This window comes from Streptomyces sp. NPDC048182 (genome assembly GCF_043202555.1).
Lineage (GTDB): Bacteria > Actinomycetota > Actinomycetes > Streptomycetales > Streptomycetaceae > Streptomyces.
On sequence record NZ_JBIDAQ010000009.1, the window covers coordinates 90,917 to 117,349 of the forward strand.

The 26,433-nt window shown below is 73.0% G+C and carries 24 protein-coding genes and 1 pseudogene; 4 read left to right on the forward strand and 21 right to left on the reverse strand.

The genetic code is table 11. The annotated features are described in order from the left end of the window. Positions 1-84: 84 nt before the first annotated feature. The 12 genes and pseudogenes from ACGFZL_RS19110 to ACGFZL_RS19165 all read right to left on the reverse strand — a co-directional run bounded on the left by ACGFZL_RS19110 (position 85) and on the right by ACGFZL_RS19165 (position 8,000). Positions 85-393 (reverse strand): DUF2469 domain-containing protein, encoded by a 309-nt coding sequence (locus ACGFZL_RS19110; RefSeq protein ID WP_014675276.1) that lies wholly within the window; start codon positions 391-393, stop codon positions 85-87. Between the two features lie 56 nt (positions 394-449). Continuing rightward, positions 450-953, reverse strand: a complete 504-nt coding sequence (locus ACGFZL_RS19115; RefSeq protein ID WP_393693342.1) for an NUDIX hydrolase — start codon at positions 951-953, stop codon at positions 450-452. A 16-nt stretch (positions 954-969) separates the two neighbouring features. Beyond that, positions 970-1,722: a signal peptidase I gene (lepB, locus tag ACGFZL_RS19120; protein ID WP_393693083.1), complete on the reverse strand. Its 753-nt coding sequence runs from the start codon at positions 1,720-1,722 to the stop codon at positions 970-972. Positions 1,723-1,783: 61 nt separating this feature from the next. Continuing rightward, positions 1,784-2,797, reverse strand: coding sequence for a signal peptidase I (gene lepB, locus ACGFZL_RS19125; RefSeq protein ID WP_393693085.1), 1,014 nt, complete (start codon positions 2,795-2,797; stop codon positions 1,784-1,786). Continuing rightward, positions 2,688-3,788, reverse strand: a pseudogene (lepB, locus tag ACGFZL_RS19130) (signal peptidase I); the annotation flags it as partial. The gene lepB (ACGFZL_RS19125) and the pseudogene lepB (ACGFZL_RS19130), both read right to left, overlap by 110 nt. Then, on the reverse strand, positions 3,781-4,512 hold the full coding sequence (lepB, locus tag ACGFZL_RS19135; RefSeq protein WP_393693087.1) for a signal peptidase I: 732 nt from the start codon (positions 4,510-4,512) through the stop codon (positions 3,781-3,783). The gene lepB (ACGFZL_RS19135) and the pseudogene lepB (ACGFZL_RS19130), both read right to left, overlap by 8 nt. 45 nt (positions 4,513-4,557) lie before the next feature. Next, entirely contained in the window at positions 4,558-4,908 is a 351-nt protein-coding gene (rplS, locus tag ACGFZL_RS19140) for a 50S ribosomal protein L19 (RefSeq protein WP_393693089.1), read from the reverse strand. A gap of 136 nt (positions 4,909-5,044) precedes the next feature. Next, positions 5,045-5,878 carry a tRNA (guanosine(37)-N1)-methyltransferase TrmD gene (trmD, locus tag ACGFZL_RS19145; RefSeq protein WP_393693091.1) on the reverse strand — a complete coding sequence of 278 codons (834 nt, stop codon included), beginning with the start codon at positions 5,876-5,878 and terminating at the stop codon, positions 5,045-5,047. Further along, positions 5,875-6,435, reverse strand: coding sequence for a ribosome maturation factor RimM (gene rimM, locus ACGFZL_RS19150; protein ID WP_393693093.1), 561 nt, complete (start codon positions 6,433-6,435; stop codon positions 5,875-5,877). Before rimM ends, trmD begins: the two co-directional genes overlap by 4 nt. A 101-nt stretch (positions 6,436-6,536) precedes the next feature. Beyond that, entirely contained in the window at positions 6,537-6,776 is a 240-nt protein-coding gene (locus tag ACGFZL_RS19155; protein WP_005479813.1) for an RNA-binding protein, read from the reverse strand. A 1-nt stretch (position 6,777) separates the two neighbouring features. Next, entirely contained in the window at positions 6,778-7,197 is a 420-nt protein-coding gene (rpsP, locus tag ACGFZL_RS19160; RefSeq protein WP_355175235.1) for a 30S ribosomal protein S16, read from the reverse strand. Between the two features lie 206 nt (positions 7,198-7,403). Further along, a complete protein-coding gene (locus ACGFZL_RS19165; protein WP_355175237.1) occupies positions 7,404-8,000 on the reverse strand; it encodes a hypothetical protein in 597 nt (198 codons plus the stop codon). Positions 8,001-8,458: 458 nt separating this feature from the next. Here ACGFZL_RS19165 and ACGFZL_RS19170 point away from each other — a divergent pair, with 458 nt between their 5' ends. Then, complete coding sequence (locus ACGFZL_RS19170) at positions 8,459-9,301, forward strand: SAM-dependent methyltransferase (protein ID WP_393693096.1); 843 nt, start codon at positions 8,459-8,461, stop codon at positions 9,299-9,301. A gap of 31 nt (positions 9,302-9,332) precedes the next feature. Here the strand turns inward: ACGFZL_RS19170 and ftsH are convergent, their stop codons facing one another. From ftsH to ACGFZL_RS19200, 6 genes are all read right to left on the reverse strand, one after another. Beyond that, positions 9,333-11,279: an ATP-dependent zinc metalloprotease FtsH gene (ftsH, locus tag ACGFZL_RS19175; protein WP_393693098.1), complete on the reverse strand. Its 1,947-nt coding sequence runs from the start codon at positions 11,277-11,279 to the stop codon at positions 9,333-9,335. 103 nt (positions 11,280-11,382) lie between these two features. Continuing rightward, positions 11,383-12,945 (reverse strand): signal recognition particle protein, encoded by a 1,563-nt coding sequence (ffh, locus tag ACGFZL_RS19180; protein ID WP_393693100.1) that lies wholly within the window; start codon positions 12,943-12,945, stop codon positions 11,383-11,385. Between the two features lie 108 nt (positions 12,946-13,053). Then, on the reverse strand, positions 13,054-15,519 hold the full coding sequence (locus ACGFZL_RS19185; RefSeq protein WP_393693102.1) for a [protein-PII] uridylyltransferase: 2,466 nt from the start codon (positions 15,517-15,519) through the stop codon (positions 13,054-13,056). 26 nt (positions 15,520-15,545) lie between these two features. Continuing rightward, on the reverse strand, positions 15,546-15,884 hold the full coding sequence (locus ACGFZL_RS19190; RefSeq protein WP_355175247.1) for a P-II family nitrogen regulator: 339 nt from the start codon (positions 15,882-15,884) through the stop codon (positions 15,546-15,548). After that, entirely contained in the window at positions 15,881-17,224 is a 1,344-nt protein-coding gene (locus ACGFZL_RS19195) for an ammonium transporter (protein ID WP_355175249.1), read from the reverse strand. Before ACGFZL_RS19195 ends, ACGFZL_RS19190 begins: the two co-directional genes overlap by 4 nt. A gap of 309 nt (positions 17,225-17,533) precedes the next feature. Then, positions 17,534-19,009: a hypothetical protein gene (locus ACGFZL_RS19200; RefSeq protein WP_393693344.1), complete on the reverse strand. Its 1,476-nt coding sequence runs from the start codon at positions 19,007-19,009 to the stop codon at positions 17,534-17,536. Positions 19,010-19,457: 448 nt separating this feature from the next. Here ACGFZL_RS19200 and ACGFZL_RS19205 point away from each other — a divergent pair, with 448 nt between their 5' ends. Then, positions 19,458-20,129: a bifunctional DNA primase/polymerase gene (locus ACGFZL_RS19205; RefSeq protein ID WP_355175253.1), complete on the forward strand. Its 672-nt coding sequence runs from the start codon at positions 19,458-19,460 to the stop codon at positions 20,127-20,129. 116 nt (positions 20,130-20,245) lie between these two features. Here ACGFZL_RS19205 and ftsY read toward each other — a convergent pair whose 3' ends face one another. After that, the gene (ftsY, locus tag ACGFZL_RS19210) at positions 20,246-21,460 is read right to left on the reverse strand and encodes a signal recognition particle-docking protein FtsY (protein ID WP_393693105.1); all 1,215 of its coding nucleotides are present in this window, start codon (positions 21,458-21,460) and stop codon (positions 20,246-20,248) included. Between the two features lie 174 nt (positions 21,461-21,634). Here ftsY and ACGFZL_RS19215 point away from each other — a divergent pair, with 174 nt between their 5' ends. Beyond that, entirely contained in the window at positions 21,635-23,089 is a 1,455-nt protein-coding gene (locus tag ACGFZL_RS19215; RefSeq protein ID WP_393693107.1) for a cytosine permease, read from the forward strand. 40 nt (positions 23,090-23,129) lie between these two features. On the opposite strand, the gene ACGFZL_RS19220 is transcribed toward ACGFZL_RS19215, so the two are convergent. Continuing rightward, on the reverse strand, positions 23,130-24,101 hold the full coding sequence (locus ACGFZL_RS19220) for an alpha/beta hydrolase (RefSeq protein WP_393693109.1): 972 nt from the start codon (positions 24,099-24,101) through the stop codon (positions 23,130-23,132). 74 nt (positions 24,102-24,175) lie between these two features. Between ACGFZL_RS19220 and ACGFZL_RS19225 the strand changes: the two genes are divergently transcribed. Continuing rightward, on the forward strand, positions 24,176-24,829 hold the full coding sequence (locus tag ACGFZL_RS19225; RefSeq protein WP_393693111.1) for a TetR/AcrR family transcriptional regulator: 654 nt from the start codon (positions 24,176-24,178) through the stop codon (positions 24,827-24,829). Positions 24,830-24,958: 129 nt separating this feature from the next. Here ACGFZL_RS19225 and ACGFZL_RS19230 read toward each other — a convergent pair whose 3' ends face one another. Beyond that, positions 24,959-26,377, reverse strand: a complete 1,419-nt coding sequence (locus tag ACGFZL_RS19230) for a sugar porter family MFS transporter (protein ID WP_393693113.1) — start codon at positions 26,375-26,377, stop codon at positions 24,959-24,961. Between the last annotated feature and the right edge of the window lie 56 nt (positions 26,378-26,433).

The window sequence follows — 26,433 nt, forward strand, 5'->3', positions numbered from 1 at the left end:
ACGATGCGCGAGGTCCGAGATGCTGGTGGATCTTGGTGGACTACGGGCGGATTGTGGACAACTCCGTCACCCACATGGGTGGGATCAGCCGCCCGGCAGCTCCAGGTCGCTCTTGTTCAGCTCCTCGATGTTCACGTCCTTGAACGTGAGCACCCGCACCTGCTTGACGAACCGGGCCGGCCGGTACATGTCCCACACCCACGCGTCGGCCATGGTCACCTCGAAGAACACCTCACCCTGGACCGAGTGCACCTGCATCTCGTAGTCGTTGGTGAGGTAGAAGCGCCGCTCGGTCTCGATCACATATTTGAACAGCCCGACGACGTCTCGGTACTCCCGGTAGAGCTTCAGCTCCATCTCGGTCTCGTACTTCTCGAGGTCCTCGGCGCTCATGGCATGTTCCCCTTCAGCCGTGCGATCCCCCCATTGTGCGCCAGCCCCGGCAGCCGCTAGACGATTTCGGTGTCCAGGGTCACCGGACCGGCCGGGGGACCCTCGTCGAGCAGCGTGCGCAGCAGCCCGGCGAGTCTGGTCGGGTACACCGTCTCACGGGTGCGGGCCAACTCCCGGCAGGTCCACCAGCGCGCTCCGGCGACCGTGCGCCGTTCCAGCTCGGTCAGTCCGGTGGCCACGGTCGCGGTCTGGGCGGTGCGGGCCAGGTAGTACCACTCGTCCTGGTCCCAGCGGCGGCCCGCGAAGGGGAAGGAGCACCGGCGGCGCCACAGGACCGGGCCCAGCTCCACCTCGGTGATGCCGGTCTCCTCGCGCAGCTCGCGCAGGGCGGCCCCCGCGCGGCTCTCGGCGCCCTCCAGGCCGCCGCCGGGGGTGAACCACCAGTCGTCGGCGGGGTCGTCCGGCTCGTGGCCGTGCAGCAGCAGGACGCGGTCCTCGGGGTCGAGCAGCACGACCCGGGCCACCTTGCGCAAGGCGCCGCCGGCCGCCTCGACGGGCATCCGGTCGTCGGAGGGCTCAGCGGGCACCCGCCGGCTCCTTCGTCCGCGTCCGGGCGGCCCGCGCCGCCGCGGCCCGCTTGGCGAGGGAGCCGTAGGCGGCGCCGCCGAGGACGAGCACCATGCCGGCGATCACCAGCGCGACGACCGTCCGCAGCGGGCCCGGCGAGGACAGCGGCCCCAGTGCCTCGAAGCCGGTGGGCCGCGCCAGCATGCCGTCCATCGGCCAGACCACGGCGTCGACCCGGGCGCTGACCGCCGCGCGCGCCACCGTGCCGCGGGCGGCGTCGGTGAGGTGGGCGGTGGAGTCCACGGAGTTGTCGCGCTCGTCGCCGAGCAGGAACAGGCGGCCGTCGGGGACGGTCACGGTCGGGAAGTCCATGATCTCGGCCGGGGTGCCGGAGGGCAGGTACGGCTCCTCGATGACCTTGCCGTTGACCTTGAGCTTGCCCTTCTGGCAGCAGGCGACGGTGTCCCCGCCGACGGCCACCACGCGCTTGACCATGGGCGCGTTGGCCCAGCTGCTGTCCTTGAAGACGACGACGTCGCCGCGGCGGACGTCGGCGCCGTCGACGCGCTGGGCGAGGACCCGGTCGCCGATCTTGATCGTCGGCACCATCGAGCCGGTCGGCACGGTGTACGGCCGGTAGACCACCGCTCCCCAGGCGAAGCCGCCGAGGAACAGCACCAGGCCGAGGGCCACCGCGATTCCGGAGATCCGCTGCGCGGCCCGGCCGCCCGGGGCCGTACGTGTCGTGCTCTCGCCACTCATGGATCCGCACCCTACCCGGCGGTACGGGGGCCGGTCAGCCCTCGCCGGCCTGCGGACCCGCTCAGGCGGAGGGCTCTTCGGCCGTCCTCCGCCGGCGGCGCCACCACACGACCGGCACGACGCCCGCGACGGCCAGGCCCTGGGGGGCCACGGTGAGGGCCGCGGCGGCCGACTGGTCCTTCAGGCCGCCCTGGTCGAAGGTGTCGGGCACCGGCAGGGTGTCCCAGTGGTTCATCGGCCAGGCGACCACGATGGCGCGGCCGACGACCTCCTTCACCGGCACCATGCCGCCGTTCTTGTCGGCCTGGTTGTACCGCGAGTCCCGGCTGTTCTGGCGGTGGTCGCCCATGACCCAGATCGAGCCCTTGGGGACCTTGACCTTGAACTGCCCGCCCTGGTCGTCGACGCTGCACGGGGTGTTGCCCGCGTAGACGTACGACCCCTCGTTCAGCGCCTTGCCGTTGACCTTCAGCGGGCCGGTGCCCTTGCACTCGACCGTGTCGCCGCCGACCCCGATGACCCGCTTGATCAGGTCCTTCTCGTCCGCGGACGGCATCAGGCCGATCCAGCTGAGCACCGTCTGGACGGCGTTGGGCTCCGGCGTCGGCTCGCCCGCCAGCCACTGCGCCGGGTCGTGGAAGACGACGACCTCGCCGCGCTCGGGCTCGGAGCCGAACCAGGGCGTCAGCTTGTCGACCAGGACGCGGTCACCCTCGGTGAGGGTGTTCTGCATCGAGGCGGACGGGATCGAGAACGCCTGCACCAGGAAGGTCTTGATGAGCAGCGCCAGCACCAGCGCGATGCCGATCAGCAGGGGCAGCTCCTTCCAGAAGGAGCGGGGCTTCTTGGGGGCGGGTGCCGGGCCGTCCGGCTCCCGGTCGCCCGTCGCGTGCTGTTCGTCCGTCACCATGCCGCTCATGCCGTCCTCGCTCCTGGGGCCGTTCCCCGAGTCGCCCACCGAGTCGGTCCCGGAGGCCGGGGCGCCGTCCGCGGCCGGGGCGGCCGCGTCGTCTGGGCGTCCGCGGTGTTCCTCGCCGCCGGGTCCGGACCGTGCGCCCACCGCCACATCCCCCACGCCAACTCCTCATTCTGTGCCGCCGCCCGCTCCGCACCCGGTGCAGGCCCACCACTCCCATAACGAGCGGGAGTTCCGCAGGGGTCGGGAGTCGCCTCACCGTGTTCGGGGCGCCGGGGGCAACCCTATGCGACGGCCCCACGCCCACGGCCGACCCGATGGCCGCGTCGGCGCCGGAGCCCGCGTCCGGCACCGAGGCGTACGTCCCCGGCTCGTCCAGGCCGCGCCAGTGGCCGAAGGGCCAGGCGATGACCCGGGCGCGGCCCACCACCTCGTCCTCGGAGACCGTGCCGGAGTCGGTGCCCAGGTGGGAGCGGGAGTCGGCCGAGTTCGAGCGGTGGTCGCCCATCACCCACAGCCGCCCCCGGGGCACCGTGATGTCGAACGGCGTGGTGGAGGGGGTGTCGCCGGGATACAGGTAGTCCTCGTCCAGCGGCTGCCCGTTGACGGTGATCCGCCCCTGGACGTCGCAGCACTTGACGTGGTCGCCGCCGATGCCGACGACCCGCTTGATCAGGTCCTGCTCGTCGTCGGAGGGCAGCAGGCCGATGAAGGCCAGGCCCTCCTTGACCTGCTTGACGACGACCGGGTCCTCCTTCCGGTCGGTCTGCTCGCCGCGGAGCCAGCCGCCGGGGTCCCGGAAGACGACGACGTCCCCGCGCTTCGGCGTGGAGCCGAACCAGGGGGTGAGCTTGTCCACCAGGACGCGGTCGCCGATCCGGATGGTCTGCTCCATGGAGCCGGACGGGATCACGAAGGCCTGGACGAGGAACGTCTTCAGGACCAGCGCGATGAGCACGGCGACCCCGACGAGCAGCGGGATCTCCTTGACCGCGCCGCGTCGTCGGCGGCGCTTGACCTTGCGCTGGAGCTTGCGCCGCTCGGCTCGCGAGCGCCCGCCGGACGGGGCCGAGGTGCGCCGGGAGCCGGTGGGCAGCAGGTTCTCCGCCGGGCTGTCGGCCGCCCCGCGCGGCTTGCCCCGGTTACCCATCGCCGCCCTTGCCGGCGGAGGCGGGCGCCGGCACGCGCGCGTACGCGTCGGGGCGCTCGATGCGGGTGGCGTGGCCGGGGGGCCAGACGATCCAGTCGGCGCGGCCGATCACCCGGTCCACCGGGACCATGCCGCCGCCCGGCGACCCCAGGTGGTCGCGGGAGTCGCTGGAGTCGCCCCGGTGGTCGCCGAGCACGAAGAGGGTGCCGTCGGGCACGGTGACGTCGAAGCGCACCGTAGAGGGGCGGTCGCCGGGATACAGGAACGCCGACTCGTCGACCGGCTCGCCGTTCACCCGCACCCTCCCGTCCTCGCCGCAGCACTCCACGCGGTCCCCGCCCACTCCGACAACGCGTTTGACGTAGTCTCCGTGCCCGAAGATCTCGGTGCCGTCGAAGACGACGACGTCGCCCCGCCGCGGCCGGCCGTCGAAACGGTACGCCACCTTGTTCACGAGAACCCGGTCACCGATCCTCAACCCCTGCTCCATCGAGCCGCTGGGGATCTGGAACGGCTGGACGACGAAGGTGGCGAGCAGTACCAGCAGGAGCAGCGGCAGGAGCCCGGTGAGGGTGAGCCGCCCGCCGGGCACCCACTCCGCGACCCGGGCCGAGAACGCGGAACGCGACCGTCCCTCCGGCTCCTCCCCGGCCGCCGAGCCGGGCTCGGGGCGGGAGGAACGGGAGGAGCGGTCGCGCTCGGCGGGCTGTGCTTCGGTGTCCATCGGGGCCAGATGCTATCCGGCCCACCTGTGGACTCCGGGAAGCGCTCAGCTCTCGCGCTTCTCCTTGATCTTCGCGGCCTTGCCGCGCAGCTCGCGCAGGTAGTACAGCTTCGCGCGGCGGACGTCACCGCGGGTGACCAGCTCGATCTTCTCGACGATCGGGGTGTGCACCGGGAAGGTGCGCTCGACGCCGACGGAGAAGGAGACCTTGCGGACCGTGAAGGTCTCGCGCACGCCGGCACCCTGGCGGCGGATCACGACGCCCTTGAACTGCTGCACACGGGAGCGGTTGCCCTCGATGACGCGCACGTGGACGTTGACGGTGTCGCCGGGGCGGAAGGCCGGGACGTCGGTGCGCAGCGACGCGGAGTCGACGGTGTCGAGCAGGTGGGACATTTCGTCTGCTTTCCTCGCCGATGCCACAGGTCATCGACGGAAACTAGGTCGTGAGTACGGTGAGCGGTGCGGGTCGGGACGGGCGTCGTGTCCCCCTGTGGCAGGGGCGCGCTCCGGACGGACGCACAGCAGCGGCCTATTCTTCCACGCCGGGTGTCCTGCGCCAAAATCGGCCGTGGGGCTCGCCCTCGGGGTGGGGTTCCCAGCCCAGGATGGAGAGCATCTCGCGGTCCTTCTTGTCGAAGGCGGCCGGCGCGCAGCGCTCGATCAGGTCGGGGCGGTGTGCGGTGGTGCGGCGCAGCGCCTCGTCGCGCCGCCAGCGGGCGATCTTCCCGTGGTGGCCGCTGAGCAGCACCTCGGGGATCTCGCGGTCGCGCCAGCTCGGCGGCTTGGTGTAGACGGGGCCCTCGAGGAGGCTAGCCATCGCGCCGGGCGCGAAGGAGTCGTCGCGGTGGGACTCGGCGTTGCCCAGGACGCCGGGCAGCAGCCGGGCGACGGCCTCGGTGACGACCAGCACGGCGGCCTCGCCGCCGGCGAGCACGTAGTCGCCGATGGAGACCTCGTAGACCGGCATCCGGGTCGCGTACTCGTCGGTCACCCGCCGGTCGATGCCCTCGTAGCGGGCCGGTGTGAAGATCAGCCAGGGACGTTCGGACAGCTCGACGGCGAGTTCCTGGGTGAACGGGCGGCCACTGGGCGTGGGCACGATGAGCGCGGGGCGGCCGGCGCCCGACTCGTAGCCGTCGGCGAGGACGGAGTCCAGGGCGTCGCCCCAGGGCTCGGTCTTCATCACCATGCCCGGGCCGCCGCCGTAGGGGGTGTCGTCGACCGTGTTGTGCCGGTCGTACGTCCAGGCGCGCAGGTCGTGCACGTGCACGCCGAGCTGTCCGCGGGCGCGGGCCTTGCCGACGAGGGAGACGTTCAGCGGTTCCAGGTACTCGGGGAAGATCGTGACGACGTCGAGCCTCATGCGCCGCCGTCCTCCGCCGAGGCGTCCCGCGCGGAGGCGATCTCGGCCCGGTCGTCGATCAGGCCCGGCGGCGGCGTGATGACGGCCCGCTGCGCGTCCAGGTCGATCTCGGTGACGATCTCCGACACGAACGGCACGTACACCTCGCTGCCGTCGGCGCGCTCCACCACGAACAGGTCCTGGGTGGGCAGGTGGGAGATCTCGGTGATGCGGCCGACCTCCGTGCCGTCCGCGGTGACCACGTCGAGGTCGATCAGCTGGTGGTCGTAGTACTCGTCCTCCTCCTCGGGCCGCTCGTCCGGGTCGACGTCGGCGATGAGGAGGGTGTTGCGGAGCGCCTCGGCGCCGGTGCGGTCGTGGACGCCCGCGAAGCGCAGCAGGAGACGGCCGCTGTGCACCCGGCCGGTCTCGATGGTCAGCGGCCCGACGGCGGCGGGGTCGGTGGCGAGGACGGCGCCGGGGCCGAGCCGCAGCTCCGGCTCGTCGGTGCGGACCTCCACCGTGACCTCGCCCTTGATGCCGTGGGCGCGGCCGATGCGCGCGACTACCAACTGCACTGTGCCTGTTCTCCTGTTCTGCGGCCTGGGGCCTACGACTGCGGGCCGGGGACGGCCCAGTGGCCCTCCCCGGCCCGAGCCGGTGTGCTGCGTGCGACGCGTCAGCGGACGTGGTCCACGTCGACGAGGTCGACCCGGACGCCGCGCCCGCCGATGGCGCCCACGACGGTGCGCAGCGCGCGTGCGGTGCGGCCGTTGCGGCCGATCACCTTGCCGAGGTCGTCGGGGTGGACCCGGACCTCGAGCACGCGCCCGCGGCGCAGGTCGCGCGAGGCGACCTGCACATCGTCAGGGTTGTCGACGATGCCCTTCACGAGGTGCTCGAGAGCCTCCTCGAGCATTTCAGGCCTCGGTCGACTCGGACTCGGCGGCGGCCTCGTCCTTCTTCTCGGCCTTCTTCTTCTGGGTGATGGCCTCACCCTTGCCCTCGTCGTCGCCACCGAGCGCCTCGAAGGACGGACGGGCCGACTTCTCGGCGGCCACGAGCAGCGGCGCCGGGGCGGGCTCGCCCTTGAACTTCTGCCAGTCGCCGGTCTTCTTCAGGATGGCGAGCACGGGCTCGGTCGGCTGGGCGCCGACACGCAGCCAGTAAGCCACGCGGTCGGCGTCGACCTCCATGACCGACGGGTTGTACGTCGGGTGGTACTTGCCGATCTCCTCGATGGCCCGGCCGTCACGGCGGGTACGGGAGTCGGCGACGACGATGCGGTAGTGAGGCGAACGGATCTTGCCCAGACGCTTCAGCTTGATCTTGACTGCCACGGGAGTGGGTTCTCCTGAAATCTGACGTGGATGGGCACGGCGGAGGTTGCCGCGTGGGGTTGCGGTACCCGAGTGCCCGATGGACGCGTCAGCCGGAGGAGAGAGGGGTCCTGTGCGACTGTCGAGTACAGCTAGCCATTGTGCCACACGCCCCCGGACGCTCTGGACCGGGGACGAGGTCCCGGCTGCCACGAGCAGCCGGGGCCTCAGCCCGCCGCCGCGCCGACCACCTCCGGGATGCGGAACGGCTTGCCGCAGCCGCCGCACATGATGGGCGCCTGGGCGAGGACGGACGGGACGACGCGGACATTGCGCCCGCAGTCGCAGACCGCCTTCACCCGCACCCCGCCCCCGGAGGAGCCGTGGCGCGCGGCGGGCCCGCGGAAGCTGCGGGCGGAGTCGGTCGCGGTCGCCGCGGTGTGCGCCTTCAGGGCGCGCTGGAGGCGCTCCATCGTCGGGCGGTAGCGGCGCTTGGCCTCGGGGCTGAGCGTGACCAGCGAGAAGCCGCTGCTGGGATGCGGCTCCTCGGGGTGGTCCAGGCCCAGCTCCTCGGCGATCGCGAGGAAGCGTCGGTTGTGGTAGCGGCCGGCGCGGGAGGTGTCGCGCACCCCACGCGCTGCGGCGATGCCGTGGACTGCCTCATGGAGCAGTCGCTCGAAGGAGAGCTCGTGCCCGCAGGCGGACGACGACTCTCCGATCAGGGACTCGGGCGCGGCAAGATCGGGCAGCTCGGGGTGGTGCCGCTGAATGTCGGCCCACGCCTGCGCCAGCTCTGCGGCGAGAACAGGTGGTGTCGTGCTCACGTAATGACAACGAGCCGGGGTGTCGCTGTGTTCCTATTCCGGGGCATCCCAAATATTTTGCACGTACCCGTCAGTTCCCACTGATGCGTCACGACGAGGGCGGGTGCGCTGATCTGCGGAGAAGCCGCCCAGTCCGTACCAAGCCGGTACGTAGTCGGCGCTACGGCCGCCGTACGGCGCCGGGCGCCAGACCCTACCGGCTGGGCCCGGGCGCCGACGCACCGGCCCCTGGCATCTGCCGTGGGAGTACCACCCGGCGCGCGCCACGTTGCCGGGAGGTGAAATCTCGCCATGCGGGCCGGGATCGGGCAAATCGGCCCCCGTTACCCCTGGACGACATGGCGGCCCCGGAGTTACCTGGCATACGGAGGGCGAGCAGGCGCGACCCACCGTGGCCGCGCCCCACGGGGGCCCGCGACTCCCGGTACGGCGACACTCGGCGATTGGGGCGCTTTCCTATGACACCTACGCTCGTGCGGCAGCACTCGCCCTCCACGCGGGCCCCGGCCCCCGTGGACCCGCGTGCACGCGCGCGTGACTGGTCGGAGATCCAGGAGCGGATGCTCGTACCGCTCCACGAGGCCGTCTACGAGCGACTCGACGTGGGCGTCGGCGCCCACGTGCTGGGGCTGGGCTGCGGTTCCGGGCTCGCCCTGCTGATCGCGTCCGCGCGGGGCGCCGCGGTGACCGGCGTGGAGGCGCGCTTCCCTGAGCGCCTGGCCCACGCCCGGCAGCGACTGCGCCCCCAGGGGCCCGGTACCGCGCCGCTGAAGGACGCGCGGGCGGACGAGGAGCTCACCCCGGGCACGCCCGCGTACACGGTGGTGACCGCCTTCGAGCCGACCGGCTGCCTCGCCGGCGACGCCGAGGGCCTGGACGACGCGCTCGCCGAGGCGGTGCCGCTCGCCCGGCGGGGCGCCGCCGTGGTGCTGGCCGGCTGGGGGCCGCCCGAGCGGTGCGCGACCGCGTCGGTGCTGCGGGTGGCCGCCAAGCCGGCGGACCCGCTGCGCGGCCCGGCCGGCTGGCGCCCCGCCCTGCGCGACGACCTGGAGGAGGTCGCCCAGCGGGCCGGCCTCCGCCCGGACGGCTCGGGCCGGGTGGCCTGCCCGTTCGGCTACGCCGACACCGCGAGCGCGGCGCGCGGGCTGCTGTCGACGGGTCTGCTGGACGCGGCGGTCGCGGCGGCGGGGCAGGAGCAGGTGGCCAAGGAGCTGGCCGAGGCCCTGCACCCGTACCGCCGCCGGGACGGCACGGTGTGGATGCCGAACGTCTTCCGGTACCTGATCGCGCGGGTGCCATGAGCCGGTGCCCCGGGCCCGCCGCTCGGCGGGCTCAGGCCCCCGGGTCGTCCTTCGTCAGGCGGGGGATGCCGGCGATGCGGTACGCGTCCGACTCCTCCAGGGTCTCGTTCGCGAGCAGCGCCTCCGCCAGCGCGTCCAACCGGGGGCGGTGGTCGCGGAGTTTGCGCAGGGCCTCCTCGTAGCACTCGTCGACGATCCGGCGCATCTCGCCGTCGACCGCGTCCAGCGTCCCGGGGGCGGCGGCGAGGCCGTACGCCTGCTGGGTGTCGCCGGGGACGGCGGAGAGCCGGCCGACGCGTTCGCTCATGCCCCAGCGGGCCGCCATGCCGCGGGCGATCCGGGTGACCTGCTCCAGGTCGCTCTCCGAGCCGGTGGTGATCACCTGGTAGACCACCTGCTCGGCGGCCATCCCGCCGAGCGCGCCGATGATCCGGCCGCGCAGGTACTCCTCGGTGTACGCGTACTTGTCCGCGTCCGGCGTGGACAGGGTGACGCCGAGGGCGCGTCCGCGCGGCACGATGGTGATCTTGCGGACCGGGTCGGCGCCCGGCTGGAGCATGCCGAGCAGGGCATGGCCGCTCTCGTGGTACGCGGTGCGCCGGCGCTCCTCCTCGGGCATCACCAACGGGCGCTCGGCGCCGAGTTGGACCTTCTCCAGGGCGTCTGACAGGTCGCGCCCCGTCACCCGCTCCTGCTTCCGCTTCACCGCGAGCAGGGCCGCCTCGTTGGCGAGGTTGGCCAGTTCGGCGCCGGTCATGCCCGGGGTGGTGCGGGCGACCTGGGCGAGGTCGACGTCGGGGGCGAGCGGGATCTCCCGGGTGTGGATGTCCAGGATCGCCTCGCGCCCCGCGCGATCGGGGGGCGAGACCGTGACGACCCGGTCGAAGCGGCCCGGCCGGGTCAGCGCCGGGTCGAGCACGTCGGCGCGGTTGGTGGCGGCGACCACGACCACGCCCTCGGCACCGGAGAAGCCGTCCATCTCGGTGAGGATCTGGTTCAGCGTCTGCTCGCGCTCGTCGTGGCCGCCCAGGCCGCCGCCCCCGCCGCGGGCCCGGCCGATGGTGTCGATCTCGTCGATGAAGATGATCGACGGCGCCAGCTTGCGGGCCTCGGCGAACAGGTCGCGCACCCGGGAGGCGCCCACGCCGACGATCATCTCGATGAACTCGGAGGCGGACGCCGAGAAGAACGGCACGCCCGCCTCGCCGGCCACCGCGCGGGCCAGCAGCGTCTTGCCGGTGCCCGGAGGGCCGGACAGCAGCACGCCGCGGGGCATCTTGGCGCCCATCCGGCGGTAGGCGGCCGGGTTCTTCAGGAAGTCGACGACATCGCTCAGCTCGCCCTCGACCTCGTCGATCCCGGCCACGTCGGCGAAGGTGGTGCGCTGCCTGCCCGGCTCCAGCTCGACCGGCTTCGGCGGCGGCTTGCGGCCCAGCATGCCGCCCGCGCCGCCGCCCATCGCCCGGCTCATGCGGCGCGCGATGAAGATCCACAGCACCACCAGGAGCAGCATCGGGGCCAGCGAGATCAGCAGGTTGGAGAGCAGGCTGCGGTGCTGCACCACCGGCTCGGCGGTGACCGTGACGCCGTTCTTCGTCAGGTCCGCCCACAGCCGGTCGTCCGCGAAGGTCGGCCGCTCGGTCTTGAACTTGGTGTACGTGCCGTCCCCGCCGGGCTTGTCGCGGGCCTTCTTCAGCTGGCCCTGGATCGCGTCGCCCTTGGCGTAGATCTTCTCGACGTTGCCCGCGCCGACCTGCTTGCTGAACTCCGTGTAGGAGATGGTCGGCTCGTCGCCCTGGTCGAAGAAGGACAGCACCACGTTGGCGAGGATGAACACGACCAGCGCGGTCAGCGCCAGCCGCCACCAGCCGCCGCGCATCCGGCCGCCGCCGGGTGCCGGGCGCGGGGGTTCCTCCTCGGGCGCGCCCTCGGTCCGCCAGGGCGGCTCGTCCTTGCGGGGCGGAGCGGGGTCGGTCATATCCGGACGTTACGACACGGAAGCCGCACGGGCATGTGCGCGTACGACGCCGGGGGCGCCCCTCGCGAGAAGGAGCGCCCCCGGCGGACGGGTCGCAGGGGCGTCAGCCCATGAACTTCTTGAACTCGTCCGGCAGCTCGAAGTCCTTGCCACCCTGCTGCGGCAGCCCGAAGGCACCGCCGCCCGCGCCCCCGTTCTCGGCCGCGGCGGCACGCCGGGCGGCCTCCTCCTGCTCCTGCTGCTTGCGCTTCATCGGGTTGCCGGAGCGCTGCTTGCCCTTGGCCTGCTTGGGCTGCTTCTTCTGCCGGCCCGGACCGCCGCCCATGCCGGGGATCCCGGGCATGCCCGGCATGCCGCCGCCCTGGGCCATCCGGGACATCATCTTGCGGGCCTCGAAGAACCGCTCGATCAGGCCCTTCACCGCGCTGACGTCGACGCCGGAGCCCTTGGCGATGCGGGCGCGGCGCGAGCCGTTGATGATCGTCGGCTCCTGGCGCTCGGCCGGGGTCATCGACTTGATCATCGCCGCGATGCGGTCGACCTCGCGCTCGTCCAGGTTGTTGATCTGGTCCTTGATCTGGCCCATGCCCGGGAGCATGCCGAGCAGCTTGGAGATGGAGCCCATCTTCCTGACCTGCTCCATCTGGGCCAGGAAGTCGTCCAGGGTGAAGTCCTGGCCCTTCTTGGACGCCAGCTTGGAGGCCATCTTCTCGGCCTCTTCCTGGCTGAACGTCTTCTCCGCCTGCTCGATCAGGGTGAGCAGGTCACCCATGTCGAGGATGCGGGAAGCCATCCGGTCCGGGTGGAAGGCGTCGAAGTCCTCGAGCTTCTCGCCGTTCGAGGCGAACATGATCGGCTTGCCGGTCACCGAGGCGATCGACAGGGCCGCGCCGCCGCGCGCGTCGCCGTCGAGCTTGGAGAGCACGACGCCGTCGAAGCCGACGCCGTCCCGGAACGCCTCGGCGGTGTTGACCGCGTCCTGGCCGATCATGGCGTCGACGACGAAGAGGATCTCGTCGGGCGAGACGGCGTCGCGGATGTCCGCGGCCTGCCGCATCAGCTCCTGGTCGATGCCGAGGCGGCCGGCGGTGTCGACGATGACGATGTCGTGGACCTTGGCCTTGGCGAACTCGATGGAGTCCTGGGCGACCTTAATCGGGTCGCCCACGCCGTTGCCCGGCTCGGGGGCGTAGACCGCGACGCCGGCGCGGTCGGCGACGACGCTGAGCTGGTTGACCGCGTTGGGGCGCTGGAGGTCGCATGCGACCAGGAGCGGGGAGTGGCCCTGCTCCTTGAGGTGCCGGCCGAGCTTGCCCGCGAGGGTGGTCTTGCCGGCGCCCTGGAGGCCGGCCAGCATGATGACGGTCGGCGGCTGCTTGGCGAAGCGCAGCCGACGGGTCTCGCCGCCGAGGATGGTGACCAGTTCCTCGTTGACGATCTTGAGAACCTGTTGCGCCGGATTGAGCGCCCGGGACACCTCGGCGCCCATCGAGCGCTCCTTGACGCTCTTGATGAACGCGCGCACCACGGGCAGGGCGACGTCGGCTTCGAGGAGCGCGATGCGGATCTCGCGGGCCGTGGCGTCGATGTCCGCCTCGGACAGCCGTCCCTTGCCCCGGAGGGATTTGAAGGTGGCTGACAGGCGGTCGGAGAGAGTATCGAACACGGCGGCGTAGGTCCTCGCGTCGGCGGTGGTGTGGGTCGCCCTCCAGGGTATCTGGCCCGGCAATCAAATCGTCCCTGCCCGCCGCGGAGAGCCTGCCGGGCAGCGGGGTCACCCCCGCAGCGCCTCCTCGAGCACCCCCGCGACCTCGCCCGCCTCCACCCCCGGCAGGGGCGCCCCCTCCGGGCCGGTGACGTAGAAGGCGTCCACCGCGTTCGCGCCCAGGGTGCTGACATGGGCGCTGCGGACCCGTACGCCCGCCTTCTCCAGGGCGTGGCCGATGCGGAACAGCAGGCCCGGGGCGTCCTGCGCGCGGACCTCGATCACCGTGGCCAGGTGCGAGGCGGCCGGGGCGACCGTGACGCGGGCCGGCGGTGCGAGCAGGCCCCGGCGGCGCGGGTAGGCCGCGTCGCGCTCGGCGAGCCGGCCGGCCACGTCGAGGGTGCCGTCCAGGGCCCTGACCAGGTCGGCGCGGAGCCGGCCGGCCTGCGGCAGGGAGCCGTACTCGGCGGCGACCCGCCAGTCGAGCAGGAGCACGGAGCCCTCGACGCCGTCGGGCAGGGTGAGGGCGCGCAGCTCGGCGGTGCGGACGGTGAGGCGGTGCGTGGCGAGGACGCCGGCCACGGCGGGCAGGACGCCCGGCTGGTCCGGCACCGCGACGAGCAGCTCCACGCCCAGCGGCTCGGATCCCGCGGACGGTTCGGTGTCGGGCGCCGGCTCGGTCTGCGCCCGCAGCGCGAGGACCGGGCCGCCGGTGCGGTGGGCCTCCAGGGCCAGCCGCTCCTGCTCGGCGGTGGGCGCGGCGTCCTCGGGGTCGGGCGGCGCCTCGCCCGCGAGCACCGCGGAGACCCGTTTGACCAGGTCGGCGACGAGCGAGCCGCGCCAGGCCGACCAGGCGGCCGGGCCGGTGGCCAGGGCGTCGGCCTCGGTGAGGGCGTGCAGCAGCTCCAGGGTGCCCGTGGTGCCGACCGCCTCGGCGACGGCCCGCACGGTGGCCGGGTCGTCCAGGTCGCGCCGGGTGGCGGTCTCCACGAGCAGCAGGTGGTGGCGGACCAGCGTGGCCAGGACGGCCGCGTCGGCGGGGTCGAAGCCGACCCGGGCGGCGACGTCCCGGGCGATGGTCTCCCCCGCGACCGAGTGGTCGCCGGGCCAGCCCTTGCCGATGTCGTGCAGCAGCGCCGCCACCAGGAGCAGGTCGGGCCGGTGCACCCGGCGGGTCAGCTCCGAGGCGCGCACCGCGGTCTCGACCAGGTGCCGGTCGACGGTCCACAGGTGCACGGCGTTGCGCTGCGGGCGGCAGCGCACCCGCTCCCAGTCCGGCAGCAGCCGGGTGACCAGGCCCTCCGCCTCCAGCGCCTCCCAGACGCCGACCGTGGGCCGCCCGGAGCCGAGCAGGGTGACGAGCTGCTCGCGCGCCTCGGCCGGCCAGGGCGCGGGCAGCGGGCGCACCGCCTCGGCCAGGCGGCGCACGGCGTGCGGGGAGAGCGGGAGCCCGGCCTGTGCCGCGGCGGCGGCGGCGCGCAGCGGCAGCACCGGGTCGCGCTCGGGGCGCGCGGTGCGGGCGAGCACCACCTCGCCCTCGTGCTCGACGACGCCCTCGGCGAGCGGGGTCCGCTCGGCGGCGGGCCGGCCGCCGCCCAGCATGGCGCGCAGCCGGGGCCGCATCGACCGCGAGCGCAGCACCCGCCCGACCTCGCGCCAGGTGACGTCGCCGGCGTAGGAGATCAGCCGGGCCGACTCGTAGACCTGGCGCAGCAGGGTGTCGGCGTCGAGGAGGCCGAGTTCCTCGGCGACCTGGTCCTGCTCCTGGAGGGCGAGGCGGTCGGTGGCGCGGCCGGTGGCGAGGTGCAGGGCGTCGCGGACGTCGAGGAGCCGGCGGCGGGCGCCGGCGAGGCCCTCGCGGGGGGCGTCGGCCAGCCAGGAGGCGGCGACGGCGCGCAGCGCGGTGGCGTCGCGCAGGCCGCCGCGGGCCTCCTTGAGGTCGGGTTCGAGGAGGTACTGCAACTCGCCCTGCCGCTCGGCGCGTTCGGCGCACAGCTCGCGCAGCTCGGGCAGCCGCTTGGGCGCCTGGTTGCGCCAGTCGGCGAGGACGGCGGAGCGCAGGGCGGCGGTCAGGCCCGCGTCGCCGGCCAGGTGGCGGCCGTCGAGCAGGCCGAGCTGGACCTTGAGGTCCTCCCCCGCGGTCCTGCGGGCCTCGGCGGGGGTGCGCACGGAGTGGTCCAGGGCGAGGCCGAGGTCCCACACCGGGTACCAGAGCCGGTCGGCGAGGGCGGCGACCGCCTGCTCGTCGCTCCCGTCGTGCAGCAGGAGCAGGTCCAGGTCGCTGCGGGGCGACAGCTCGCCGCGCCCGTAGCCGCCGACCGCGACGAGGGCGACGCCCTTGATCCCGGCGGCGCCTCGCAGCTTCTCGGCACCCGCGCTGAACAGGTCGTCCAGCCAGTCGTCGGTCAGCCGGGCGAGGGCCTCACGGCGCGACGGCCCGGACCGCGCCCCCTCGGTGAGGAGGCGCAGCCGGGCCGCCGCGTAGCCGCCGGGTCCCGCGTCGTCTGCTTCTGTCGTCACGTCGGTGCGCGTCACCCGGTGGCTCCCGTTCCGTTCCTGACTCAGAGCGCGTCCGGACCGCGCTCGCCGGTGCGGACCCGTACGGCCGTGTCGACCGGGACGGACCAGACCTTGCCGTCGCCGATCTTGCCGGTGCGGGCCGCCTTCACCACGACCTCGATGAGCTGCTCGGCGTCGTCGTCCTCGACCAGCACCTCGATGCGGATCTTGGGCACCAGGTCGACGGTGTACTCCGCGCCGCGGTAGACCTCGGTGTGGCCGCGCTGGCGGCCGTAGCCGCTGGCCTCGGTCACGGTGAGGCCGTGGACGCCGAAGGCCTGGAGGGCCTCCTTGATCTCGTCCAGCCGGTGCGGCTTCACGACGGCGGTGATGAGCCTCATGCGTCCACCTTCTTGTTCACGGCGCCGGCCACCGGGGCCTGCGGGGTGGCGGTCGTCCGGGCGGCGCCGCCGCCGGCGCCGCTGAAGTCGTATGCCGTCTCGGCGTGCTCGGCGGAGTCGATGCCGGACACCTCCTCGTCCTCGGAGACCCGCATGCCGATCGTCTTGTCCAGCAGGAAGGCGAGGATCGCGGAGGCGACGAGAGAGTAGCCGAGGACGGCGAAGACGCCGGCGCACTGCTTCCAGAACTGGTCGAGTCCGCCGCCGTAGAAGAGGCCCTCGACGTCGGACTGGCCGTGGCCGGTGGCGAAGAAGCCGATCAGCAGGGAGCCGAGGACGCCGCCGACGAGGTGGACGCCGACGACGTCGAGGGAGTCGTCGTAGCCGAGCTTGTACTTCAGGCCGACCGCCATGGCGCAGACCACGCCGGCGATGAGGCCGATCGCGATGGCGCCGAGCGGGGAGATCGCGCCGCCGGACGGGGTGATGGCGACCAGGCCCGCGACCGCGCCGGAGGCGGCGCCGAGGGTGGTGAACGCGCCGTGCCGGATCTTCTCGTAGGCGAGCCAGCCGAGGACCGCGGCGGCGGTGGCGACCTGGGTGTTGACGAACATCAGCGCGCCCACGCCGTCGTCGTTGCCCAGCCAGGAGCCGGCGTTGAAGCCGAACCAGCCGAACCACAGCAGGCCGGCGCCGAGCATGACCAGCGGCAGGCTGTGCGGGCGCATCGGGTCCTTCTTGAAGCCGACGCGCTTGCCGATGACCAGGATGACGCCGAGCGCCGCGGCACCGGCGTTGATGTGCACGGCCGTGCCGCCGGCGAAGTCGATGACGCCCAGGTCGAAGGCCCAGCCGCCGGTGCCCCAGACCCAGTGGGCGACGGGGAAGTAGACGACGGTGACCCACAGCGCGACGAACAGCGCCCAGGCGGTGAACTTCACCCGGTCCGCGAGGGCGCCGCTTATCAGGGCCGGGGTGATGACGGCGAACATCAGCTGGAAGACCAGGAAGACGAAGACCGGGATCGTGTAGCCGTCCCACAGCTCGGTCAGGCCGATGTTGCTGAGGCCGAGCCAGTCGGAGTTCCAGCCGACGACGCTGCCCTTGTCGGTGCCGAAGGCCATGGAGAACCCGTACAGGGTCCACAGGACGGTGACGATGCCGAGGCTGATGAAGCTCATCATCAGCATGTTCAGGGTGCTCTTGACGCGGACCATGCCTCCGTAGAAGAAGGCCAGGCCCGGGGTCATGAGCATCACCAGGGCGGAGCAGATGAGCATGAAGCCGGTGTTGGCCGGGGAGAGCTGGGTCCCCGCGGCGAGCGTGATGGCTGGTGCCATCGGCGTCTCCTCGTCGTTGTACGGCCCCGTGCGGGCGAAGCCTGAGCGGAATGAGGGGTGGGCCGGTTATGCGCCAGAGACTGGCGCAGCGCGGTTTCCGTGGGGGCCCCTCGTTGTTTCGCCGCCGTGACGAAGGCGTCGTGCGTGTTACGCGTGGGTGAACCGGGCGACCCGCGGCCGGCCGGCCGTCGCCGTGGCGCGACCGGTGGGCCGATTGGGCCGACCGCGGCAGACCCTCCGAGTGACCTGGCATGGGGGAGCCGAGTCGGGCAGTTCGGGAGGGCCGGCCGCGGCCGGGGCTTGTGGGGGTCAGACCGCCTCGGCGGTCTCCGGCAGTTCGGCCGCGAGGCGTTCGGTGAGGTCGACGACCTCGCCGAGCCCGCCGAAATCGCGTACGGCCGTGTCGACGGTCTTGCGGATGCGGGTGTTGACCCGTTCCGACCGGACCTTCTTGGCTATGCCCATGGCCTCGGTCACCAGGGAGGTGCTCGCCTCGGGCTCGCGCCGCAGCAGGTGCACGGTGGCCATGCCGACCAGGTTGAGGGCGTAGGAGCGCTGGTGCTCGTCGTCGCCGGCGAACAGCTCGACGGCCCGCCGCATCAGGGGCTCGGCGAGCGAGGCGTAGGCGGGGCTGCGACCGGCCACGTAGGCGAGGTCGCGGAAGGAGTGGCTGTTCTCCCCGTACAGCTCGGCCTCGGAGAAGAAGCGGATCCAGTCGGGCTCGGGCTCGTCCCAGTCGGCGGCGTCGGTGAAGGTGTCCTCGGCCATGCGCACCGCGCGCTTGGTGCGCCCGGGCTGGCCCATGTTGGCGTAGGCCCGGGCCTCCATCGCATACAGCATCGACTGGGTGCGGGGGCTCGCGCAGTCCCGGCTGCCGTACTGCGCGAGGTGGATCAGCTCCAGGGCGTCGTCGGGCCGGCCGAGGTGGATCATCTGGCGGCTCATGCTGGAGAGGATGTACGAGCCGAGGGGCCGGTCGCCGGCCTCCTTGGCGGCGTGCAGCGCGAGGACGAAGTACTTCTGGGCGGTGGGCTGGAGCCCCACGTCGTACGACATCCAGCCGGCCAGTTCGGCCAGCTCGCCGGCGACCTTGAACAGCTTGGCGCGGGTGGCCTCCGGCTGGGGTTCCTGGAGCAGGTCGGTGACCTCGTGCAGCTGGCCGACGACCGCCTTGCGGCGCAGGCCGCCGCCGCACTGGGCGTCCCAGCGGCGGAACATCACGGCGGTGGACTCGAGCAGCTCCAGCTCAGGCCCGGAGAGCCGGCCGCGCGGGCCGCCGGCCGACGTGTCCTCCGGGGCCGCCCGGTCGCCGCCGGGCGTCGGGACGAGCCAGCGCTGCATGGGCTCGATCAGGGCCGGCCCGGCCGAGAGGGCCAGCGCGCTGCCGAGGAAGCCGCGCCGGGCCAGCATCAGGTCGCTGCGGGAGAACTCGCTGAGCAGGGCGACGGTCTGCGGGCCGGTCCACGGCAGGTCGACGCCGGTCGCGGAAGGCGAGGGGCGGCTGCTGCGCAGGCCGAGGTCCTCCACCGAGACGACGACGCCGAAGCGCTCGGAGAACAGCTCGGACAGGATCCGCGGGATGGGCTCGCGCGGGTTCTCGCCGTCGAGCCAGCGGCGCACCCGGGAGGTGTCCGTGGAGACGTGGTGGGCGCCGAGCTGGCGCGCCCGGCGGTTGACCTGCCGGGCCAGCTCGCCCTTGGACCAGCCGCTGCGCGCGAACCACGAGGTGAGCAGCTCGTTGGGACGCTTGTCGGCACCCGTGCCGCCTCCACCGTTGCCGCTCACGGTCACGCCCCCATTCCCTTCGGACTCTCTGTCGCCGAGTGCGCCCAGCCCTATCAGCATGCCGGTGCGTGCCGCCCCCCGTCCGGCGTTTGCCACCCATCGAACGGAGAGCCGGATTGTCCCCGGCATACCAGAGCTGGCATGTGCCATCGAGTACCGTGCACACAAAGTAATCCTACGATCACCCGCCCAGCCATGGCGATCCCTCAAACGCCACCATTCGCCACCCCTTCGAATGAACTCCCGGTGGCGTCCGCGCGATTCACTTGACATGCGCCGATCGGGCGTCGGCGCAACGGTGTGCGCGGGAGCGTGCGGCGCGGCGCGCACCACCCGCCGCACTTCGATGCGCCGCCTGAAGCGCACGGCATCCGGGCAGTCGACAACAGAGCGTCACGCGTCACGTCCGCTGCGTAACCGTCACCGCGCCGGACCCGTTGGAGGGGGCATGGGCTTCACGATCGGCATCGGCAGCAGTCGCGCGGTGCGCGACCCCTGGTCCGGCGCGCGCCGCCGCGGACGCGCCTCGGAGCGCACGGTGGTCGCCGAGTTCACCGGACTGTGGGGCTGGGACGTGGTCCCGGGCGCGCGGGCGGCGGCCGGCGCCTGCTCCTGCGGCCGGTCCGACTGCCCGGCGCCGGGCGCGCATCCGCTGGGCTTCGCCCCCGAGGTGCCGGCCGGCGCCACCCTTGACGAGGCCGGCGAGGCGTGGGGCGCGTTCCCGGGCGCCGCGGTGATGCTGCCGGTCGGGCGGCGCTTCGAGGTCCTGGAGGTGGCCGAGCCCGCCGGGCGCCGGGCGCTGGCCCGCTTGGAGCGGATGGGCCTGCCGCTGGGCCCGGTCACCGCGACGCCGGACGGCCGCGCCCAGTTCTTCGTCGCCCCGGGCGCCGCCGCCGAGCTGCCCGCGCTGCTCTACCGCATGGGCTGGGACGACCCGGCGGCCCTGGACCTCGCCGCCCTCGGCCCGGGCACGCACATCACCGCCCCGCCCTCCGACCGCGGCGGCCTCGGCCCGGTGCGCTGGCTGCGCCCGCCGGCCTTCGACTCGGCGGCCCGCCCGCCGGCCGCCCGGCTGCTGCTGGGCACGCTGGCGTACGTGGCGCACCGGTCGCGGGCGTAGCGCCCGCCCCGGAGAGACCCCCCACGGGAAGCAGGACGAAAGGCGCCCGCCCTCGGATGTCGAGGGCGGGCGCCTTTCGTACGCGCTCAGGTGCTGGTGCGGATGAGGCGTGGGCGTCACTCGCCGATGAGCGCGTCCACGAAGGCGGCCGGCTCGAAGGGCGCCAGGTCGTCCGCGCCCTCGCCGAGCCCGATCAGCTTGACCGGCACGCCCAGCTCGCGCTGGACGGCGACGACGATGCCGCCCTTGGCGGTGCCGTCCAGCTTGGTCAGCACGATGCCGGTGATGTCGACGACCTCGGCGAAGACCCGGGCCTGGATGAGGCCGTTCTGGCCGGTGGTGGCGTCGAGCACGAGCAGCACCTCGTCCAGCGGGGCGTGCTTCTCCACCACGCGCTTGACCTTGCCCAGCTCGTCCATCAGGCCGGTCTTGGTGTGCAGGCGGCCCGCGGTGTCGATGAGGACGACGTCGGAGCCGATCTCCTTGGCCTCCTTGACCGCGTCGAAGGCCACCGAGGCGGGGTCCCCGGCCTCGGGACCGCGCACGGTGTGCGCGCCGACGCGCTCGCCCCAGGTCTGGAGCTGGTCGGCGGCGGCGGCGCGGAAGGTGTCGGCGGCGCCGAGGACGACGCTGCGGCCGTCGGCGATCAGCACCCGGGCGAGCTTGCCGGTGGTGGTGGTCTTGCCGGTGCCGTTGACGCCGACGACCATCACGATGCCGGGGCCGCCGCCGGGCGGTTCGGTCTTCACCTCCCGGTCCAGGTCGGGCCCGACCAGGGTGATCAGTTCCTCGCGGAGCAGGGTGCGCAGCTCGGCGGGGGTGCGGGTGCCGAGCACCTTCACGCGCTCACGCAGCCGCTCCACCAGCTCCTGGGTGGGCCGCACGCCGACGTCGGCGGTGAGCAGCGTGTCCTCGACCTCCTCCCAGGTCTCCTCGTCGAGGTGCTCCCGCGAGAGCAGGGTGAGCAGGCCCTTGCCCAGGGCGTTCTGCGAGCGGGAGAGGCGGGTGCGGAGCCGGACCAGCCGGCCGGCGGTGGGCTCGGGGACCTCGACCTGCGGGATCTCGAGCTCTTCGACGACGGGCGGCTCCTCGACGGAGACGGGCGCGGTGCCGCCGTCCGGGAGGTCGACCTCCTCTATCGTGCGGCGCGTTTCGTCGCGCGGTGTCTCGGCCTCGTCGCCGACGTGCGGCTCGGCCGGAGGGGCGGTGAGGTCGGGCGCGGCGGGCGGCGGGGGCGGCACCTGCTTCTTGCGGCGGGTACCGACGACCAGTCCGCTGAGCGCGCCGATCACGACCACGGCGATGACTACAGCAAGGATGACGATTTCCATAACCCGTCCAGTATCGGCCATGGCCCGGCGGGCGCCCCGCTTGTCGCTTCCTCCGAGGGACAAAGGCCGCTGGAGGGGTGGAGTTGGGTCAACGTACGATGGAATCGATTCCATCAACGCGCGTAGAGTCCCCTCATCGCCCCACCCCCCACGAACGAGGCACGGACCCCCCACATGAGCAAGACCGCCGAGGCCGAAGGCGCCCTGGAGACCCGGGGCATCGAGCAGGTGCCCGACCACGAGCGCACCGCGCGGGTCCGCGGCCTCTTCCCGACCTGGGTCGGCGCCAACATCAGCGTGCTGCTGCTCACCATGGGCGCGAGCCTGGCCGTGGCCTACGGGCTGAGCTTCTGGCAGGCGCTGGTCGTGGCCGCCGCGGCGCCCGTGCTGTCGTACGGACTGGTGGGGCTGGTCGGCATCGCCGGCAAGCGCGGCGGGGCGCCCGGCATGGCGCTGTCCCGGGCGGTCTTCGGGCAGCGGGGCAATCTGCTGCCGGGGTCGCTGATCTGGGTGGCCCGCTGGGGCTGGGAGACGATCAACGCGGTGACCGGCGCGTACGCGCTGCTCACGGTGCTGGACATCGTCTTCGGCATCGAGGCGAACAGCGTCCTGGACCTGGTGACGCTGCTGGTCTTCGTGGTCGGCACCTTCGCCATCTCGGGGCTCGGCATCAACGCCGTGCAGAAGTGCAACACGTACGCGGCCTACCTGTTCGGCGCCTTCTCGCTGCTGGTCCTCGGCTACCTGGTCGTGGGCACCGACTGGTCGGCGGTGTTCGACCGTCCGGCCGGGTCGCCGGCCTCGGTGATCACGGGCATCGGGCTGATCGCGGCGGGCGGCGTGAGCTGGATCCCGTCCGCGCCGGACTTCACCCGCTACCTGCCGCGCACGGCGTCCTCGAAGGGCATCGTGGGCGTGACGATCGGCGGCGCCGGCATCGTGGTGCTGCCGATGGTCCTGATGGGCATGGTCATGGCCGTTTCGACGCCGGACCTGGCCTCCGCCGCCGACCCGGTCTCCTTCCTGGGCGAGATCCTGCCGACCTGGATCGCGGTGCCGTACCTGCTCATCGCGCTGATCGGCATGCTGCTGATCAACTCCATGTCGATGTACTCGGCCGGCTTCACCGCGCAGACCCTCGGCTTCCGGGTCCCGCGGCACTGGGCGGTGTCGGTGAACGCCGTCATCTCGCTGGCCTTCGGCGGGGTGCTGATGCTGGTGGCGACGAGCTTCATGGGCTCCTTCATCGCCTTCCTCTCCCTGCTCGCGGTCGCCTTCTCGGCGTGGGTCGGCGTCTTCGGCGCGGACCTGCTGCGCGGCCGGGAGTACGACGGCGCGGCGCTGGCCGACACCGGGCGCGGCAGCGCGTACTGGTATCGGGGCGGCTTCTCCCCCGCCGCGGTGGCCGCGTGGGCGGTGGGACTGGTCGCGGGGCTGCTCTTCACCACGTCGGACTGGTTCACCGGGCCGCTCGCCGCGAACAACGTCGTCGGCGAGTACGGGCTCGGCTGGGTCGCCACGGTGGTCGTCTCGGGCCTGCTGTACCTCGCCCTGCCCAAGCCGACGGCGCCGGGCGCGGCGGGTCGGGCCGCCCGCCCGGCCGCACGGCGGGAGACGACGGCGCCCTGACGCCGGGCGGCCGGGGCGGGGCGGCCCGAGATCGAGTCCTCTACGCGAGAGCCGGGCGCAGGAACGCGAGGATCTCCGCCCTGGCGGCCCCGGCCTGCGGTTCCAGGCCCGGCAGGGTGAGGAAGGCGTGCGGTGCCCCCGGGTACTCGCTGAGCCGCGCGAAGGTCCCGGCCGCACGCAAGCGCTCGGCGTAGCGGCGGCCGTGGTCGGCGAGCGCGTCCCGGGTGGGCACCACCACGAGCGCCGGGGCGAGCCCGCCCAGGTCGTCCGCGTAGAGCGGCGAGACCGCGCGGGCGTCGGCCCCCGGCGGGACGGCGAGTTGCCGCACGAACCGCAGCAGCGGCAGGGCCGGGGTCGGATGGTGGGCGTACTCGGCGACCGACGGATGGTCGAGCATCGTCTCCGTCACGTCGACCGCGGGGTTGACCAGCACCTGCGCCCTCAGCTCCAGGCCCGCCTCCCTGGCCCGCAGGGCCGTCAGCGCGCTGATCAGCGCCCCGCAGCTCTCCCCGAAGACGGCCACGCGCCCCGGGTCGACGCCCCACCGCTCCGCGTGGTCCACGACGTGCCGGAGCACCTCCCAGCCGTCGTCGGCGGCGTCGGCGAGCGGGCTGTCGGGGGCGAGGAGCCGGTGTTCGACGGAGACGACGAGGGCGGGGAGACGGGCCGCGAGGTGGCTGGTGGTCCAGTCGCACTGCACGGCCGTGCCCACGAATCCCCCGCCGTGGACGTGCACCACGAGGGGCAGGCCGTCCCGGTCGCCTCCCGCGGAGGCCGGCCGGTGGACACGGACCGGCAGGTCGCGGCCGGGCAGCGCGATCCGCTGCCATGCGACGGTGGCGCCGGCGTCCGGCTCTCCGAGAACCGTGCGGGCCTCCGCGGAGGCCCGGAAGCGGTTCTCCGCGTCACGGTAGCGGCGCAGTTCCTCGGCCGTGAGCACCGAGTAGTCCGGCTCCGGCGGTCGCGTGGCGAACGGGGTCGCGCTGGTGGCTGCGTTCCTGGTCTCGTCCATGCGCCCATTGATGCACGCACCGCGTGCAACGTCAAGCGCATGAGCTACGGTGGGATCCGGACGAGAGGGGCGAGATGACCGGCCGACGGCGGTGGACGACCGAGGAGATCCTGGACACCGCGGCGGAGCTGCTGCGCACGAGCGACGCCGAGTCGTTCAGCCTGCGCAAGCTCGCCGCCGCGCTCGGGACCGACTCCTCCAGCCTCTACCGGCACTTCCGCAACAAGACCGAGCTGCTGCGCGCGGTCGCCGACCGGATCCTGCTGGGCGCCACGGACGGCTACCGGCCCGGGGGCGACTGGAAGCAGCGCGTCACCGCCCTGGCCCTGCGGGTGCGGGACGCCTTCGGCGAGCAGCACCAGCTCGCCGCGGTGTGGGGGCGGTACGGGTCGGGTGGCACCGGGTCCCGGCTGCTCATGGAGGAGCTGCTGCAGGCCCTGCGCGCCTCCGGACTGCCCGACGAGGAGATCCCGGCGCGCTACCACCGCATCGTGATCCTCATCGTCGCGCTGATCGCCTCCGACGCCGGGGTCGGCACCGTCACCCCGGCCGAGTACGAGCAGGGCATGGAGCAGTTCCGCGTCGCGGTGCTCGGCGCCGACCCGGAGCGCTTCCCGGCCCTGGCGCACTTCGCCCGCGACATCCGCCCCCTCGGCGCGGACCGCGGCGCCGCCTTCGAGGAGATCCTCGCCGCCCATCTCGACCGGATCGAGGCCGACCTCCCCTGACCAGCCCTGACACACCACCGCCCCGTCCGGGCAGTGGCCGGACGGGGCGGTGGCGGGGTGGAGGGGAGGGGAGGGGCAGCGGGGGGGGGATGGCTCCTCCCCTCGGCACGAGGGGCCGGGAGGGGGCGGTCAGCCCATCTCCTCCAGGGCCTTGCCCTTCGTCTCCTTCACGAACCGAAGGACGAAGGGGATGGAGAGCGCCGCGAACACCGTGTAGATCACGTACGTCAGCGACAGGTTCCAGTCGGCCAGCGACGGGAAGCTCGCGGTGATGGCCCAGTTGGCGATCCACTGCGCGGAGGCGGCGACGCCGAGCGCGGCGGCGCGGAGCCGGTTGGGGAACATCTCGCCGAGCATGACCCAGACGACCACGCCCCACGACAGCGCGAAGAAGAGCACGAAGACGTGGGCGGCGATCAGCGCGATCCAGCCCTGCGTCTCCGGCAGCTTGCCGCCGACCAGGTCGTAGGAGAAGGCCCACGCCTCCAGCGCGAGGCCGATCACCATGCCGACCGAGCCGATGATCGCGAGCGGCTTGCGGCCGATGCGGTCCACGAAGATCATCGCGATCACGGTGCCGATGATGTTGATGATCGACGTCGTGAAGGAGTACAGGAAGGAGTCCGACGGGTCGACGCCGACCGACTGCCACAGCGTCGAGGAGTAGTAGAACGCGACGTTGATGCCGACGAACTGCTGGAAGACCGAGAGGCCGATGCCGATCCAGACGATCGGCTTGAAGAAGAAGCCGCCGCCGAGCAGGTCCTTGAAGGCGGACTTGTGCTCGCTGCGCATGGCCGTCTCGATCTCGGTGACGCGCGCGTCCAGGTCGACGCTCTTGCCCTCGACCTCCTCGAGGATCGCGCGGGCGCGGTCGCGCTTGCCGACCGAGATGAGGAAGCGCGGCGACTCGGGGATGGCAAGGGACAGCAGGCCGTAGAGGACGGCCGGGACGACCATCACGCCGAGCATGACCTGCCAGGCCTCCAGGCCCATGATCTTGCCGCGCTGGTCGCCGCCGGCGGCGTTCAGCAGGCCCCAGTTGACCAGCTGCGACACCGCGATGCCGACGACGATCGCGGCCTGCTGGAAGGAGCCGAGCCGGCCGCGGTAGGCGGGCGGGGCGACCTCGGCTATGTAGGCCGGGCCGATCACCGAGGCCATGCCGATGGCGAAGCCGCCGACGATGCGCCAGAAGGCCAGGTCCCACAGCGCGAAGGGCAGCGCGGAGCCGACGGCGCTGATGGTGAAGAGCACGGCGGCGATCTGCATGCAGCGGATGCGGCCGATGCGGTCGGCGATCCGGCCCGCGGTCGCGGCACCGATGGCGCAGCCGATCAGCGCGACGGCGATGACCTGGGCCAGCGCGGCGGAGCCGATGTCGTAGCGGCCCCGGATGGCCTCGACGGCGCCGTTGATGACGGAGCTGTCGTAGCCGAAGAGGAAACCGCCCATCGCCGCCGCGGCGGCGATGAAGATGACGTGCCCGAGATGATCGGGATGAGCCGTCCTGGCTCCGGAACTGGGTGCCTGCGCTGTGCTGGCCACGTGTACTCCTCGGGCTTCCGGCAACGCTGCCGGGTGGTTCGCCCTTCGGGTGCCAC

Excerpts from the sequence above, each read along its gene's own strand:
- ACGFZL_RS19110 (WP_014675276.1), bottom strand. The coding sequence starts at position 393 with ATGAGCGCCGAGGACCTCGAGAAGTACGAGACCGAGATGGAGCTGAAG.
- ACGFZL_RS19115 (WP_393693342.1), bottom strand. The coding sequence starts at position 953 with ATGCCCGTCGAGGCGGCCGGCGGCGCCTTGCGCAAGGTGGCCCGGGTC.
- lepB (WP_393693083.1), bottom strand. The coding sequence starts at position 1,722 with ATGAGTGGCGAGAGCACGACACGTACGGCCCCGGGCGGCCGGGCCGCG.
- lepB (WP_393693087.1), bottom strand. The coding sequence starts at position 4,512 with ATGGACACCGAAGCACAGCCCGCCGAGCGCGACCGCTCCTCCCGTTCC.
- rplS (WP_393693089.1), bottom strand. The coding sequence starts at position 4,908 with ATGTCCCACCTGCTCGACACCGTCGACTCCGCGTCGCTGCGCACCGAC.
- trmD (WP_393693091.1), bottom strand. The coding sequence starts at position 5,878 with ATGAGGCTCGACGTCGTCACGATCTTCCCCGAGTACCTGGAACCGCTG.
- ACGFZL_RS19155 (WP_005479813.1), bottom strand. The coding sequence starts at position 6,776 with ATGCTCGAGGAGGCTCTCGAGCACCTCGTGAAGGGCATCGTCGACAAC.
- ACGFZL_RS19170 (WP_393693096.1), top strand. The coding sequence starts at position 8,459 with ATGACACCTACGCTCGTGCGGCAGCACTCGCCCTCCACGCGGGCCCCG.
- ftsH (WP_393693098.1), bottom strand. The coding sequence starts at position 11,279 with ATGACCGACCCCGCTCCGCCCCGCAAGGACGAGCCGCCCTGGCGGACC.
- ACGFZL_RS19190 (WP_355175247.1), bottom strand. The coding sequence starts at position 15,884 with ATGAGGCTCATCACCGCCGTCGTGAAGCCGCACCGGCTGGACGAGATC.
- ACGFZL_RS19195 (WP_355175249.1), bottom strand. The coding sequence starts at position 17,224 with ATGGCACCAGCCATCACGCTCGCCGCGGGGACCCAGCTCTCCCCGGCC.
- ACGFZL_RS19205 (WP_355175253.1), top strand. The coding sequence starts at position 19,458 with ATGGGCTTCACGATCGGCATCGGCAGCAGTCGCGCGGTGCGCGACCCC.
- ftsY (WP_393693105.1), bottom strand. The coding sequence starts at position 21,460 with ATGGAAATCGTCATCCTTGCTGTAGTCATCGCCGTGGTCGTGATCGGC.
- ACGFZL_RS19215 (WP_393693107.1), top strand. The coding sequence starts at position 21,635 with ATGAGCAAGACCGCCGAGGCCGAAGGCGCCCTGGAGACCCGGGGCATC.
- ACGFZL_RS19220 (WP_393693109.1), bottom strand. The coding sequence starts at position 24,101 with ATGGACGAGACCAGGAACGCAGCCACCAGCGCGACCCCGTTCGCCACG.
- ACGFZL_RS19225 (WP_393693111.1), top strand. The coding sequence starts at position 24,176 with ATGACCGGCCGACGGCGGTGGACGACCGAGGAGATCCTGGACACCGCG.